This window comes from Hominiventricola aquisgranensis (assembly GCF_040096225.1).
Taxonomy (GTDB): domain Bacteria; phylum Bacillota; class Clostridia; order Lachnospirales; family Lachnospiraceae; genus Hominiventricola; species Hominiventricola aquisgranensis.
The window spans coordinates 149,784-163,086 of record NZ_JBBMFC010000001.1 but is presented as its reverse complement, the minus strand read 5'-3'; the positions used below and the strand labels follow the sequence as shown (position 1 = coordinate 163,086).

Below are 13,303 nucleotides of genomic sequence, written 5' to 3'. Positions count from 1 at the left end.
TATCGTTACTCAGCTTCTGTAGACTGCCCCTCAACGTCTGTAGACTGACTTTGGGAGTCTGCAGAAGCAAAATATTTCACAAAATATCCATCGATTTCTTCTGCACAGTAGCTTAAGTCTCCCATGCGGCCTTCAGCTTCTTCCATATCTGCCTTTGCAATTGCCGCTTTTGCTGCATTTCCGATATTTTCATAAGCATAATACAGAGATGCTGCCTCATAGTAATCAGCCACTGCATAACATTCCAGCATCTGCGCATCTGCTTTCACATGCTCCATCTCATTGCGGTTCTTTTTCTCCGGCAGTTCAGAATATTGTCCATCTTGAATAGAATAGAGAAAAGTATCTTCATCATAGTGATAATGGTACTGATCTCCGTAGAGCTGAAATCCAAATCTTATGATCTGTCCGATGGTCAGAACGACCAGCACGATTACAACTGCCCGATATATTTTACGATTCATTCTGCCGATAGCTCCCTTCCAATAATACGATCAGTCTGGTCTTTGACATGGTACGGATCTCACCACTTTCAATCACCTGTGGATCCACACCTACATATGCCTGTACCAGCTCTTCTGCCTGTGTCAGCACCGTGTCACACCAGTCACTGTGATTCTGGTAAACCTCATAGTATGTGGAATACTCGTCTGCCTTCACAAAGTCATACATATCCTTCAGGTTGTCCGCAATCTCTTCCATACAACGGTCCGGCGTGTAGTACATATACTCATTGTCGATATTTTCATGATCCACCAGATGCATGCAGGCGTCATAAATATAATTATAATCTGTCACCATCCTCTGGAAATACCGGTAATCGTCAAATCCATTGATGCCCGAATAGTAAAGTTCATTCACGTCTATGTACGCGGCATATGATTTCCAGTCTTCATTTGCAATATATTTGTCCAGATTTTCTACATGAGTCGACAGATTTTTCTGCGCTTTCTGAACCAACAATGCCCGTTCAATCGTCCAGATACTGTTGTTCATCACAATGCTTCCCAGAAACAGAAGTCCCAGAACAGCCAGTACTGCGATCTGCGTCGCTTTTTTACTGGTCTTTCCAGCCGTCTCATACACTTCTGTCTTCGTACTCTGATAGTCCTGCTCGTAGCGGTGCATATCCTCCCGATGCTTCACATAATGAGTATTGGGAGTATGGCAGTATGGGCATACTTCATCATCGATCGTCAGATTTGCCCCGCAAAAATCACATTTCACTTTTTGTTTCCCCCTGTTCGTTTAATCTGTAACCGGAACCCGGTCTTTGTGTTCTTCCACATATTTATAGATCACTTTGTAATCCAGAAAATGATCCTTTTCTGCCTGATATTCCAGATCCTTGATCTCTGAATCGCCCATCTGATAGGTGTCTTTGACAAACCTCATAGTCTCTTTGATCCAGCCATCCACCAGACTTTCATCCTTGTCATCCACCTGATGGAACAATTCCTTATCATAATTCATGGTCAACGCATCATAGAGTGCTGCCTGATACTCATAGAGATAGGTCTCCTCCCCCTGCTGGATGTACTTCTTTAGCTCCATGCACTCCTGATAAGTGTCATAAAAAGGAAGAATATTCCAGTGCTCCCAGTTAGTATAACTGTAAGAAATACCGCCTGTTGCCGCATCAATTTCATTGCAGAACGCAAGGATCGAGTCGTAGTCACCTTCCTCATACCAAGCATCCAGCTTGGGGAAATTCTCCCTTTCCCACTGCATCTGTTCCCGGGTATCTGCCATACGAGTATCGGTCATTTTATTGTACACGGAATAAATAATATCCCCTGAATACCGCAAAAACAGAAACACCGCTGCAAGGATCAGAACCAGTGCCAGCAGTACTGCGACTGCCTTTCCTGTAAAATGGACATTCGACTTTACTTCTGCTTTGATCTCTTCGCTGGGGATATTTCCCACCTCTTTCAGATCATCCTTCAGGTCATACATATCCTGCATGTATTTATGTTCTGCACCAAGCTCATTGATGGCGCCGCAATAAGGGCATCGTTCTGCCAGTTCTTCTATCAGTGCACCGCATTCTCTGCACGTAATCATATTTTTTATCCTCCCGGACTCTGCTGGTTTCATTATACGAAATACTCCGAGAGATGACAACATTTTCTGTCGTCCACGCCAGAAAATATTTTGTCAAAAAAATCCCGCGAGTTCTGACTGTTTGCCAGCCCCCGCGGGATCCCATATGCATTTATTTATTCTGCACTTTTCTCTTCTTTTTTCAGGTCTTCCTTGATGATCTGAATATGAACATCGCGAAGCTGTTTTTCTTCAACCTCAGCCGGTGCTCCCATCATCACATCCTGTGCGTTCTTGTTCATCGGGAACGGAATGATCTCACGGATGCTCTCCTCACCTGCGATCAGCATAACCATACGGTCTACGCCAGGAGCGATACCAGCATGTGGCGGTGCTCCGTAGCAGAATGCATTGTACATTGCCGGGAATTTTGCTTTCACATCATCCTCACCAAGACCAACGATATTGAATGCTTTGACCATGATCTCCGGATCATGATTACGAACAGCACCTGAAGACAGTTCCACACCATTACATACCAGATCGTACTGATATGCAAGGATCTCCAGCGGATCCTGATTCTCAAGAGCACTAAGTCCGCCCTGCGGCATGGAGAACGGGTTATGGCAGAACTCCAGCTCGCCAGACTCCTCACCGATCTCATACATCGGGAAGTCTACGATCCAGCAGAATTCGTAGCAGTCCTTCTTCATGTAAGCATCAGAGGAAGCACCCAGCATCTTTCTGAGCACGCCTGCAGTCTTCTGAGCAGTCTTTAAGTCGCCTGCAGTCAGTCCAACGAAATCTCCAGCCTTCAGTCCAAGAGCTGCTACTACTGCATCTTTCTTATCCTGCAGGAACTTGGAGATGCCTCCAACCAGCTCCATCTTGTCATCCAGACGGAACCAGTATGCTTTCTGTCCGCTCTGCACTTCTACATCAGCACACAGTTTATCAATCACTTTTCTGGTGCCGGTAAATGCCGGTGCCACGATTGCTTTTACTTTCTTTCCTTCAAACGGTCCGAAGCCACAGTCAGCCAGTACATCGGTTGCATCCTGTACTAACAGGTTGATACGCAGATCCGGCTTATCGGAACCATATTTATCCATAGCCTCAAGATATGGAATTCTCTTAAATGGCGGCTTGGAAGCCTCATTGTAAATGCCGTATTTTGAGAAAATCGGCGGAAGCACATCTTCCAGCACTGCAAATACATCCTCCTGGCTTGCGAAAGCCATCTCCATATCCAGCTGGTAGAACTCTCCCGGAGAACGGTCAGCTCTGGCATCCTCATCACGGAAACACGGAGCGATCTGGAAATAACGGTCAAATCCAGAAGCCATCAGAAGCTGTTTGAACTGCTGCGGTGCCTGCGGAAGTGCATAAAATTTTCCAGGATGATTTCTGGACGGTACCAGATAATCTCTTGCTCCCTCCGGTGAAGAACAGGTCAGGATCGGGGTAGTGATCTCCATGAAATCATGAGCAGTCATGCTCTGACGAAGATCAGCCACGATCTTGCTTCTCAGCACGATCTTGCTCTTTACTTCCGGATTACGCAGATCCAGATAACGATATTTCAGACGGATATTCTCGTCTGCATCTTTAGAATGGTTGATCTGGAACGGCAGCTCATTATAACGGCACTTTCCAAGCACTTCTACTTTGCTCGGAACGACCTCGATATCACCAGTTGGAATCTTGTTATTTTTGCTGCTTCTCTCGCGAACCACACCATCTACCTGAATCGTGGACTCATAGTTAAGCTCTGACAGCTGCTCCATGATCTCCTCGGTCTCCACAACGATCTGCGTAGTTCCGTAGAAATCTCTTAAGATCAGGAATCCTAAATTTTTGCTGACTTTACGGATGTTTTCATACCATCCTACCAGACGGACCTGCTCACCTGCATTGGAAAGACGAAGTTCGCCGCAGTTATGGGTTCTTCCCTGCATGTTATATACCTCTCTTATCTGTTAAAAAATTCTTTGAACTCGGTATAGCCTTCTTTGGAAAGCTGCTCTTTCTGGAATTTTTTATTTTTGTTCATCAGTGCCACCTGTACTGTTGCACCGTTCTCGCGCTCTGCTCTTGCCTCTTTGAGCACCTCACACAGCTTGTCAGCCGGCATATTTTTCTCGATCAGGAATGCTTTCTTACCTGCTGCACCCGGCACCTGGAAATTGTTCTCCAGAAGGATCGTAACGATTCTCTCAAATCCGATGGAAAATCCACAAGCCGGCGTATCATTTCCGGTAAATTTACCGATCATCTTGTCATAACGGCCGCCGCCTGCTACAGAGCTTCCGAACTCCGGCATCTCGATCTCGAAGATGGTTCCTGTATAATAGGACATTCCTCGAACCAGCGTCGGGTCAAATACCAGTTCAAAATCTGCAGCCTTGGTTGCTTCCACACTCTGACGGATGGTACGCAGGTTTCCGATCACATCTGCTGCCAGTACACCGGTCAGCTTATTCTCCAGATATCCAAGCGGATCTTCGCTTGCTTCCATCTCGCCAAACATATCTACATATTTTGCTACGCTGTCAGCGGAAAATCCAGCTTCGATCAGCTCTGCTTTCACACCGTCCCATCCAATCTTATCCATCTTGTCCAGAATGATGAATACCAGATCAAACTGATCCTCCGGGAATCCGCAGTACTCAGCCATTGCCTTTAAGATCCGGCGCTCATTGATGCGAACCTTGAATCCCTTGAAATTCAGTTTTCCAAGCAATGTAGTCGTTGCCAAGATCAGCTCGATCTCTGCCAGGCAGCTTGCCTCTCCTAAAATATCAATATCACACTGTACGAACTGACGGAAACGTCCTCTCTGTGGTCTGTCTGCTCTCCATACGCTTCCGATCTGCAGTGCTTTAAACGGAGTCGGCAGATTATTTGCATTATTGGAATAAAATCTGGACAGCGGCAGAGTCAGGTCATAGCGCAGACCACTGTCTGTCAGATCTGCTTCGCTCTGTGCAGTCTCCAGATTCAGCTTCTCGCCTCTCTTCATGATCTTGAAGATCAGCTTCTCATTGTCTCCGCCCTGCTTGCTGCACAGGTTCTCGATATGTTCTACACACGGAGTCTCAATGGGCGAAAATCCAAAGCTTTTATATGTCTCTTTGATCAGACCGGTCACGTAATCTCTGATCTGCATCTCTGCAGGCAGGATGTCTTTCATACCAGTCACTGGTTTCTTCTTCAAAGGCATGGTGTTGATTCCTTTCTTGTTCCTTAGTCTCCTCTATAATCATGCAGACAAGCATTTGTCTGCGATATAGGCATACATTAGATATTATAAAGTTTGCGGTTCGGCGTGTCAAGATTTGTGCTGTAAAAAAGAGGAGTTATGCGAGGAAGCTGTGCATGAAATAAAAGCTTGTATGACATGTATTGGACTAAAGATTCATAAGCTCAGGGTTTTGATTCTCTCATGAACCAACTGGCTCACCTGTTCTTTCTGCTCCTTAGATAAATAGGCTCCCTCTACCTGATCAAGAAGTTTATTTTCCATTCGGCAGATTTTCTTCAGCATATTTTCCGCAGCTTTTGGTGAAATTTCGTAAGACTCCGCCAGTTTTCGAAATTCTTTTTTATGAATATTACGTTTTTTCCCATTGATTGTCAGTGCCATCTGTTCTTTATCCTCTGGCATAATTACATTTACAGGAAGCATATCATATGCTTTTGATAGCTGAAATATCCTACTTCCAGGCATATTTTCTATCAACGAGAAGTTCTTCAAATGCATATCAGAATTTCCTACCACAAAAGCAGCAGCCACTCGCAGATACATTTCTGTCAGATCCAGACCAGGCATACTGGAATATCTCTTTACAATACGTCCACAGTTTTCATATGACCCCTTATATTTATCCTGTGTTAGACGTCTGGATAGCTGGCAAAAATCTTCCATTGCGTATAAATTCACATTTTCTTCTGTAATCTCTCTGTCAATTCTTTTTGTAATATATGCATATTCATGATCCAACTTTATCAATGCATGCGGTACAGTTTGAATTCCCATAATTTCTACAAGCCGCATAGCAAGATCCTCGTACTCTGGCATATTTTCAAAGTCTTCTGTCTGTGGCTTCAAAATATATCCTGTTGGATAGTCAACGATTGTGAGGCGTGATTGCATATCTGTCGACAAATGTAATGACAGTTTTTTCTGTACACCAGGCACAGTCAGTCCTTCATTTACAGTTTCATCTGCCAGTATTTCCAGTTGTTCCTTTGTAATATCCAGAACCGGCAATTCATCTGTATGAAAAAATTTTTTTACACACTTCTTATGCCAGCACCATTCTTTTTCTCTTGTGGACGCATTTTCTGTTATCGTTTTCCCACAACACAGACATCTCATATTTTTTCTCCTCTGATGCACACATCTCCGATGCAATCTTTACATGCCAGCAATAACAACCCAAATCTGTCTTTCTGATTTATTTTCCAGTTACGACTGACAACTCCCAAAAGCCATCCTTCTGGTATTAATCCATCAAAAAAGGGAAAAAATATCGTTGTCTCATATGGTTCGTCTCTCAAAGGTAAAGTCAAACTGACTGCTACTGCATCCTCTCTTGACAAATATTCCTTATCATAGGAAAAGATATATCCCTCTTCTGTCTCAGCAATGATTCCGGCAAAATGATTTTGAATATATACATAACCTCTTCTATATTCTGACTCCACCTGTTATTCCTCCTTTTTTCCCGGTACAGCTTCTTTTCCAAACATTGCCAATGCCTGATTTACTTTATCCAGACGCACAGTCTCCTTTCCCTGTTCCAGTTCACGAACAAACCGAAGTCCCAGCCCTGAACGCATTGCAAATTCTTCCTGGGTCAACCCTGCCTTTTTTCTCTCCTGTTTTATATATTCACCAATTCTATTCATACTATCTATAATAGTCCCGTTCGGGTATATTTTCAAGTATCCAAGTGTTTTTTAGTCCCGTTCGGGTATATTTTTTTGTTTATTCCTATAATTATACCCTTTCAGGTATAGTTTATTCCCTTTCCATCACTTTCAAAATCATTTTCTCAAAAGATTCCCTGAAATATTCATCGTCTTCTGCAGTTCTTTTCTTCGGACCTTTCAGGTGATTTTTCTGTGAGGCTCTTCTGGCTTTTTTATTCAGATGGCGTTCCATGAGCATCTGGTCAATATTTTCGTTGGTGTACCATTTTCCAGACTGATGGATTGCATAAGCGCCCTTCCCAAGTGCCATGGCTGCCACTCCGTAGTCCTGCGAGACCACCATATCTCCTTTGTGACAAATGCTGATCAGCTTATAATCCACCGCATCTGCACCTGCTCCCACCACAATAACTTCGCTGTAATCGGAGGAAATCACATGGTTGGTGTCACATAACAAGGTCACCGGAATCGTATATTTTTTTGCAAGCTCTTCTACGATGCCCACCACCGGGCAGGCATCTGCATCTACAAATATTTTCATAATTATTCACTGTAAAATAACTGTTTCGGGCTCTTTGGTTTTTCGGGAATGCTCATCTTAATCTGTCCAGTCTCCACTAACGGAAACACTCTGCTTTGTATTGCATAAGTAACGGAGGTCAAGCCAAGATACTCACAGATTTCCTTTCTTGTTCGTGGTGTCCGGCTGAACCTTTCCAAGTTGATCAATACGGATACGTCCATAAATACCACCTGGGTTATGAATTTCCAGCCTGTCTTCAAACATGATAAGTTGAATGGGCATTCCTTCTGAATGAATACTATAATCTCTGTGTGCCAAAGCATTGATAATTACATGAATCTTATAATCTGTAACAAATTTTCTGAAATTCTCCGCACATCGGTAAAATCCAGCAATTCATGCAGACTCTCGGATGCATCCCACGGTTTTTCTCTTCATAATATGCTACCATTGGTTCTTCTTTGCTTCCCATATTCCTCTACTCTTGCGAAGCTGGATATAGAAGATCCTTCATCTGCTGCTCATGCTATCCAACTCGCCTTATTCAGTTCTCACTTCTGAAAATTCGGCGAAATGCCGGATATGCTCGCATATAGAAATCTCAGATGTTGGTATTATTCTATGATACTTTTTGTTGTCTGTCAATCAAAGTTTTATTAAAAAGGCATAAACGCTCCAAGATTTATGAACAGTCCTCATCTCTCATTTTTTTAATTCGGCTGTATTATTTTCAATGTGTGAATCACATCTTCATATTTATCCGAATCAGCAGATATGAAATAGTGCCCTCCAGGAAAAACAGGCTCATTATTTTCATAGACAGATACCTGATAGCAAACCGTTCCGTCCTTATTTTCTGAAATGCCTATTTCCCACCGATAGGGTGTTTCTTCAAAAAACACATATTCCAACGGACTGTATTCCATCACATAATTTGTCTTTTTCCAGCTTTCCATATCAACAAGATCAAATAGCTCAGCAATCTTCTCTTCGTCCGTAATGCGATAAATCGGATCTTCATCCGAGATTCCATAGCTGATTTCTGCATATTCTACTGTTTCTTCCTCTGGAAGCGAAAGCAAATTCATTTTCTTATAATAGGTAACGCCGGAAACTACGATTAAGCAAAGAAAAATCACAAGAGAAATATATTTTTTCATTCTTATAACACCCAAATTGCAATACCAATGCATACCAGAATCGGCACTGCTCCAATCAGTCCAAATACAATGGTCAGAATCTTATAAACTTTATTATCATATCCCGGAATATAGGACTGCTTCGGCTTGTCCGGATTGTATTTGATCCAGATAGTTTCTCCCACTTCCGGAACACGACCGCTGAGATATGCACCTTCCGAAGTATAATACTCACCCGCCGCATAATATTCGTACACTGGATGATATTGCAGTCCGCTGTCACTGGAATTATGTACATTGATCCGCATCACCTTTGCCTGTGCATCCGCCGTACATTTCTGTGTCCGGCTTTTCAAAATTATGCCCAATATGGTTGCCGGAATCCAAAATGCGACCCCAAGTCCACACAATGTCAATGCCAGTCCTACTTCCATCCGTCTGTCCTCCTCTTATTATCCACCTGCATACCCACTTTTATGGCATTGGGATAGATCTTCTCCATTCTTTCATCAGGAAACCGTTCATCCATGGTCTGCTGCCAGCTCTGTGTGGCTGGAATTCCCTGGCTCCGCTCATTACTGCGGATCAGAGCCATGGTCGATACAGCCATATTACAGCACATAAAGACCACGATCACCCATGTCAGGATCCGTCCTGCACAGATGGGTAATTTTTCGATCCATCCAGAGATCACTGGATAGAAAATCTTGAACCAGGCCACTGCTGCAAATCCCCAGAAAAAACAGTACAGAAGATTGATTCTTCCGCCCAGATTGAACGGGATCTCACTGTAATCCCAGAAAACGGTTCCAAATACCATCTCTGACAACACGCTGCACAGATATTCGTAAGCGCCACCCAGCGCTGTCCCCATTAAAAACAGGAAACGGTCAGACCGGTCTTTGTATTTATAAAGAAGATCCGTCACCGCTGCAATAGCAAATCCCCACACAATGCTGAAGGGTCCCCACACCAGACTGCTCCGGCTCATCCACACGCCTGCAGTGATCCTGCAGAAGATCGTCTCTGTGATATCGCCAAGCAGACACCCGATAAAGAACAGCCACACCAGCTTCTGCATGCAGCAGCCTGCTGCAAATACGGTCTTATCCCGCTGCGGCTTCTCAACCCGCACAGTCTTTGGATATGCTCTGTGAATTCTTCGATCCACATGTCCGTACAACCACTGACCAATCCGCAGACTAATGCTGGTAAACCATGAATCTACTGCCTCCCACTTCTGCGTGCTTCGGCCAATACCCGACAAAGCAAATATGGTAGCTGTCACATCCAGCACCAGCATTCCTGCCAGTATCCACACCAGCAGATGTCCGATTCCCTCAGGCAGGAATCCATAGAGCCGGATCAACAGACCATTTCCCCAGCGCATGCTGATCGTCCCCAGAACACCCCAGACTAAGGATGCCGGAAGACAGATATAACCGTCCAGATTCCATTTTACGTTGGAATAGTCCCACCATCTCTCATGGTAAAACCGTTCGATCATATGTCCACTGATCCATTCCGTGACTGTCGCCACGATCATGGCTCCCAGGAACAGCCAGAACAGCGGCAATTCCTGTCCGAATATGGTCAGTATTACGATTGGAACACCATAGATCGTACATAATGGACCATTGATCAATCCTCTGTTTACAAAGCGTCTTTGTTCTGTCGCAGCCAGTATTGTCTCCAGCATCCAGCCCAGAAACGAATAGATCAGAAACAGCCATATCAGTTCATACGTGTTATAAATCATTCCGTCATCCTCCGTAAGTCAAGATTATCTTATTCCATTGTAACTGATATCCTCGGAAGAATCATCAACTGATATTCATATTTTTCTCAACACAAACGCAACTCAGAACAATTGTCATATACTTTCATACTTCTTCAACAGCTGATTTGTGACCTCCCGGCTTTCAGACTTCCACTCTCCTAACTGATTAACCGGCATGATCCCCATCAGAGAATTCGTTACAAAACATTCCTCATACTGCCCTAACTCTGCTGGATAAATGACTGCCTCCTCCACATTCTCCGTCTCGCACAGATACTCCCGCAGAATTCCAGGAAGCAATCCGCAGGACAGATCCGGTGTATACAGCTTCCCGTTTCTCACAAAGAATATATTGCTGACGGTTCCCTCGCTGATCTGCCCTTTCGTATTCAGAAAGATCCTCTCATTCATTCCCAATCCATGAGCCTGTCTGTTTTCCAGAATGCAGTCCCCGTAATTCAGCGTCTTATAAGCTGTCAACGGTGAGGTCTCATTTCTTCGAACCGAGCTGAAATCCATCACAAATCCTGTTCTACGAATGTCATCAGTATATGGATTCTGTCTTTGTTGAAATACTACATTTTCTTTAGAAACTGTCAACTTACACGCGCCATCTGTAAGTTTTTGCTGTTTCACATAATCTATCACCTGTTTTTCTGTGATTCCACGCTCATCCAGTGTTCCGATCTTCAGAAAATGCAGTGCCCGATCAAGCCGCCGAAGGTGTCGGTCAAGAAAGATCAGCTTTCCATCTTTCACTGCAATCGTCTCAAATGCCCCCAAACCAAAACTGTAACCTTCATCCAGTGTAATCTCCATCATGTTCTCCTTTTATTTCAATGCCTCCAGAACTGCTTTCGCTTTCTGCAGTGTCTCCTCATACTCAAATTCCAGATCAGATTCTGCGGTGATGCCACCGCCCACTCCCAGATAATAGCGTCCATTTTTATGGACCGCCGTCCGGATTACAATATTGAAGTCACAGGCTCCATCCAATGTCAGATATCCGATAGAACCCGTATAGAGTCCCCGTTTTCCATGCTCAAGCTCATCAATGATCTCCATGGCGCGATATTTGGGCGCTCCGGTGATAGATCCTCCCGGGAATGCAGCTTCCATCAGATCCATCACATCTCTGTCTTCTGTAAGTTCCCCTTCAACATTGGAAACCAGATGAAATACGGTAGCATATGCCTCCACGGTAAATAGCTCCGTCACTTTCACGCTGCCTGGCCTGCATACCCGGTTCAGATCATTTCGCTCCAGATCCACGATCATCAGAAGCTCACTTTTGTCCTTACCGGACTGCTCCAGTTCCTTCCGAAGCATCTGATCTTCTTCCGGTGTCGCTCCACGTTTTCTGGTTCCTTTAATAGGTCTGGTCTGTACCTTTTTATCCCGCATCTGTAAAAAACGTTCTGGTGATGCACTGATGATCTGATACGTTCCACAATCCAGATAGCCGCCAAAAGGAGACGGATTATTTTTCCGAAGAGCAACAAATACATCAAGCGGTGCCTTTTCGCTCTCCACTTCCAGCCGCTGCGTCATATTTGCAATGTAAATATCTCCCTCCCGGATGTATTGGATCATCTGGTCCACCGCCTGCTTATACTCTTCCTTTTCAAAATTCGGAGTCACCTTGATCTTGTACGGCATCTGTACCGCCTTCCATGCGGCATCTTCCTCTCCCTGTAATTCTGTCTGTTCCTTTACCTGCAGCCTCAGAATCTCCTGCCTGGTTCTATCCAGCAACTTCTGTGCATCCTCTGTCATGCCGCAGGCACTTAGATAGATTTCTTTCTTCTTACAGTCTTCCACAATCAGCAGATCATAAAATGTAAATAACGCCTCCGGAATCGGACAAGGATCTTTTTCCATGGAATCTATACCCATCAGTTCCCGTCCGTATTCATAGGAAAGATATCCGATAGCCCCGGACACCATTGGGATATCCAGTTCATTTTCATCCACATGATCCTGAAGATACCGTTTCAGATATGCTTCAAATGTCGTATCTGTACGCAGTGATCCATTCTGAAAAAACTGTCCTTGTTCTTTCTTCAATATCTCGTAAGGTTTTCTGCCGATGATAGAATACTGCCCCAGCTCATTGATCAGGGATGAATCCAGAAATGTAATCCCTGCTTCCTGTGAAAATTTTTCAAAAATCTTTGCTGCTGGAATATACTGCTCCAGTTTTTTGGTGATCCGTCTATTATGATACATATTTATTTTCTTCTCTCCCCTCTGCAATTTTACAGAAATTTTCCAACAATTCGTGTCCATACTCCGTCAATACCGCTTCCGGATGAAATTGTACCCCATACAGCATATGCTCCTTCTGAGAAATGCCCATGACTGCGCCATCCTCGGAGAGGCAGTCCACCTCATAATCTTCTGGAAGCGTATCCTGCCTCACGATCAGAGAATGATACCGGGTCACACGAAATCTCTCCGGAAGACCGGCAAACAGCCCCGTACCTTTGTGATGCACCTCCGTCACCTTTCCATGCATAGGCCGTTCCCCTTTCTCCACAGTAGCGCCGGAACAATATCCAAGTACCTGATGTCCAAGACATACTCCCAGAATAGGAATCCGCTTCTGAAATCTGCGCACCGTCTCTACACAGAGTGCGGCATCCCTGGGCCGCTTTGGGCCGGGCGACAGAATGATTCCCTCTGGCTTCAGATCCTCGATCTCGTCCAGCGTGATCTCATCTGAACGCTTCACCAGAATTTCACGCCCCAACTCTTCAAAATAAGCTTTCAGGTTATACACAAACGAATCGTAATTATCAATCATTAAATACATAAATTTCCCCTCTCTCTACAAAAAAAGAGATAACGAATGCGCACACTTTCATGCACAGTCGT

General features: G+C 44.3%; 16 protein-coding genes. All 16 read right to left on the bottom strand.

Annotation, left to right across the window (positions count from 1 at the left end; genetic code table 11):
* Positions 1-5 precede the first annotated feature (5 nt).
* Positions 6-464: a hypothetical protein gene (locus WMO62_RS00725; protein WP_118717953.1), complete on the bottom strand. Its 459-nt coding sequence runs from the start codon at positions 462-464 to the stop codon at positions 6-8.
* Entirely contained in the window at positions 454-1,227 is a 774-nt protein-coding gene (locus tag WMO62_RS00720) for a hypothetical protein (RefSeq protein WP_349143461.1), read from the bottom strand. Before WMO62_RS00720 ends, WMO62_RS00725 begins: the two co-directional genes overlap by 11 nt.
* 21 nt (positions 1,228-1,248) lie before the next feature.
* Positions 1,249-2,067 carry a hypothetical protein gene (locus WMO62_RS00715; RefSeq protein ID WP_349143460.1) on the bottom strand — a complete coding sequence of 273 codons (819 nt, stop codon included), beginning with the start codon at positions 2,065-2,067 and terminating at the stop codon, positions 1,249-1,251.
* A gap of 155 nt (positions 2,068-2,222) precedes the next feature.
* Positions 2,223-4,004 (bottom strand): aspartate--tRNA ligase, encoded by a 1,782-nt coding sequence (aspS, locus tag WMO62_RS00710; protein WP_118440345.1) that lies wholly within the window; start codon positions 4,002-4,004, stop codon positions 2,223-2,225.
* Positions 4,005-4,018: 14 nt separating this feature from the next.
* Entirely contained in the window at positions 4,019-5,269 is a 1,251-nt protein-coding gene (gene hisS, locus WMO62_RS00705) for a histidine--tRNA ligase (protein WP_117496706.1), read from the bottom strand.
* A gap of 195 nt (positions 5,270-5,464) precedes the next feature.
* Positions 5,465-6,427, bottom strand: coding sequence for a HipA domain-containing protein (locus WMO62_RS00700; RefSeq protein ID WP_118759873.1), 963 nt, complete (start codon positions 6,425-6,427; stop codon positions 5,465-5,467).
* A complete protein-coding gene (locus WMO62_RS00695) occupies positions 6,424-6,756 on the bottom strand; it encodes a HipA N-terminal domain-containing protein (RefSeq protein ID WP_117496705.1) in 333 nt (110 codons plus the stop codon). Before WMO62_RS00695 ends, WMO62_RS00700 begins: the two co-directional genes overlap by 4 nt.
* Before the next feature lie 3 nt (positions 6,757-6,759).
* Complete coding sequence (locus WMO62_RS00690) at positions 6,760-6,960, bottom strand: helix-turn-helix transcriptional regulator (RefSeq protein ID WP_117496704.1); 201 nt, start codon at positions 6,958-6,960, stop codon at positions 6,760-6,762.
* A gap of 112 nt (positions 6,961-7,072) precedes the next feature.
* A complete protein-coding gene (locus WMO62_RS00685; protein WP_349143459.1) occupies positions 7,073-7,525 on the bottom strand; it encodes a YaiI/YqxD family protein in 453 nt (150 codons plus the stop codon).
* A 132-nt stretch (positions 7,526-7,657) separates the two neighbouring features.
* Positions 7,658-7,789, bottom strand: a complete 132-nt coding sequence (locus tag WMO62_RS00680; protein ID WP_349143458.1) for an ATP-binding protein — start codon at positions 7,787-7,789, stop codon at positions 7,658-7,660.
* Positions 7,790-8,217: 428 nt separating this feature from the next.
* Positions 8,218-8,667, bottom strand: a complete 450-nt coding sequence (locus WMO62_RS00675) for a hypothetical protein (protein ID WP_349143457.1) — start codon at positions 8,665-8,667, stop codon at positions 8,218-8,220.
* Positions 8,668-8,669: 2 nt separating this feature from the next.
* Entirely contained in the window at positions 8,670-9,080 is a 411-nt protein-coding gene (locus WMO62_RS00670; RefSeq protein ID WP_349143456.1) for a DUF3592 domain-containing protein, read from the bottom strand.
* On the bottom strand, positions 9,071-10,405 hold the full coding sequence (locus WMO62_RS00665; RefSeq protein ID WP_349143455.1) for a putative ABC transporter permease: 1,335 nt from the start codon (positions 10,403-10,405) through the stop codon (positions 9,071-9,073). Before WMO62_RS00665 ends, WMO62_RS00670 begins: the two co-directional genes overlap by 10 nt.
* Positions 10,406-10,519: 114 nt before the next feature.
* Positions 10,520-11,248, bottom strand: coding sequence for an aminotransferase class IV (locus WMO62_RS00660; RefSeq protein ID WP_349143454.1), 729 nt, complete (start codon positions 11,246-11,248; stop codon positions 10,520-10,522).
* A gap of 9 nt (positions 11,249-11,257) precedes the next feature.
* Complete coding sequence (gene pabB / locus WMO62_RS00655) at positions 11,258-12,655, bottom strand: aminodeoxychorismate synthase component I (protein WP_349143453.1); 1,398 nt, start codon at positions 12,653-12,655, stop codon at positions 11,258-11,260.
* Positions 12,645-13,241 carry an anthranilate synthase component II gene (locus WMO62_RS00650; RefSeq protein ID WP_349143452.1) on the bottom strand — a complete coding sequence of 199 codons (597 nt, stop codon included), beginning with the start codon at positions 13,239-13,241 and terminating at the stop codon, positions 12,645-12,647. The genes pabB and WMO62_RS00650 overlap by 11 nt, the downstream gene beginning before the upstream one ends.
* Positions 13,242-13,303 lie beyond the last annotated feature (62 nt).

Bases quoted from the DNA above. Each gene is read 5' to 3' on its own strand.
- WMO62_RS00650 (WP_349143452.1), bottom strand. From the start codon at position 13,241: ATGTATTTAATGATTGATAATTACGATTCGTTTGTGTATAACCTGAAA.
- WMO62_RS00685 (WP_349143459.1), bottom strand. From the start codon at position 7,525: ATGAAAATATTTGTAGATGCAGATGCCTGCCCGGTGGTGGGCATCGTA.
- hisS (WP_117496706.1), bottom strand. From the start codon at position 5,269: ATGCCTTTGAAGAAGAAACCAGTGACTGGTATGAAAGACATCCTGCCT.
- WMO62_RS00670 (WP_349143456.1), bottom strand. From the start codon at position 9,080: ATGGAAGTAGGACTGGCATTGACATTGTGTGGACTTGGGGTCGCATTT.
- pabB (WP_349143453.1), bottom strand. From the start codon at position 12,655: ATGTATCATAATAGACGGATCACCAAAAAACTGGAGCAGTATATTCCA.
- WMO62_RS00680 (WP_349143458.1), bottom strand. From the start codon at position 7,789: ATGCCCATTCAACTTATCATGTTTGAAGACAGGCTGGAAATTCATAAC.
- WMO62_RS00725 (WP_118717953.1), bottom strand. From the start codon at position 464: ATGAATCGTAAAATATATCGGGCAGTTGTAATCGTGCTGGTCGTTCTG.
- WMO62_RS00660 (WP_349143454.1), bottom strand. From the start codon at position 11,248: ATGATGGAGATTACACTGGATGAAGGTTACAGTTTTGGTTTGGGGGCA.
- WMO62_RS00675 (WP_349143457.1), bottom strand. From the start codon at position 8,667: ATGAAAAAATATATTTCTCTTGTGATTTTTCTTTGCTTAATCGTAGTT.
- WMO62_RS00665 (WP_349143455.1), bottom strand. From the start codon at position 10,405: ATGATTTATAACACGTATGAACTGATATGGCTGTTTCTGATCTATTCG.
- WMO62_RS00715 (WP_349143460.1), bottom strand. From the start codon at position 2,067: ATGATTACGTGCAGAGAATGCGGTGCACTGATAGAAGAACTGGCAGAA.
- aspS (WP_118440345.1), bottom strand. From the start codon at position 4,004: ATGCAGGGAAGAACCCATAACTGCGGCGAACTTCGTCTTTCCAATGCA.
- WMO62_RS00700 (WP_118759873.1), bottom strand. From the start codon at position 6,427: ATGAGATGTCTGTGTTGTGGGAAAACGATAACAGAAAATGCGTCCACA.
- WMO62_RS00690 (WP_117496704.1), bottom strand. From the start codon at position 6,960: ATGAATAGAATTGGTGAATATATAAAACAGGAGAGAAAAAAGGCAGGG.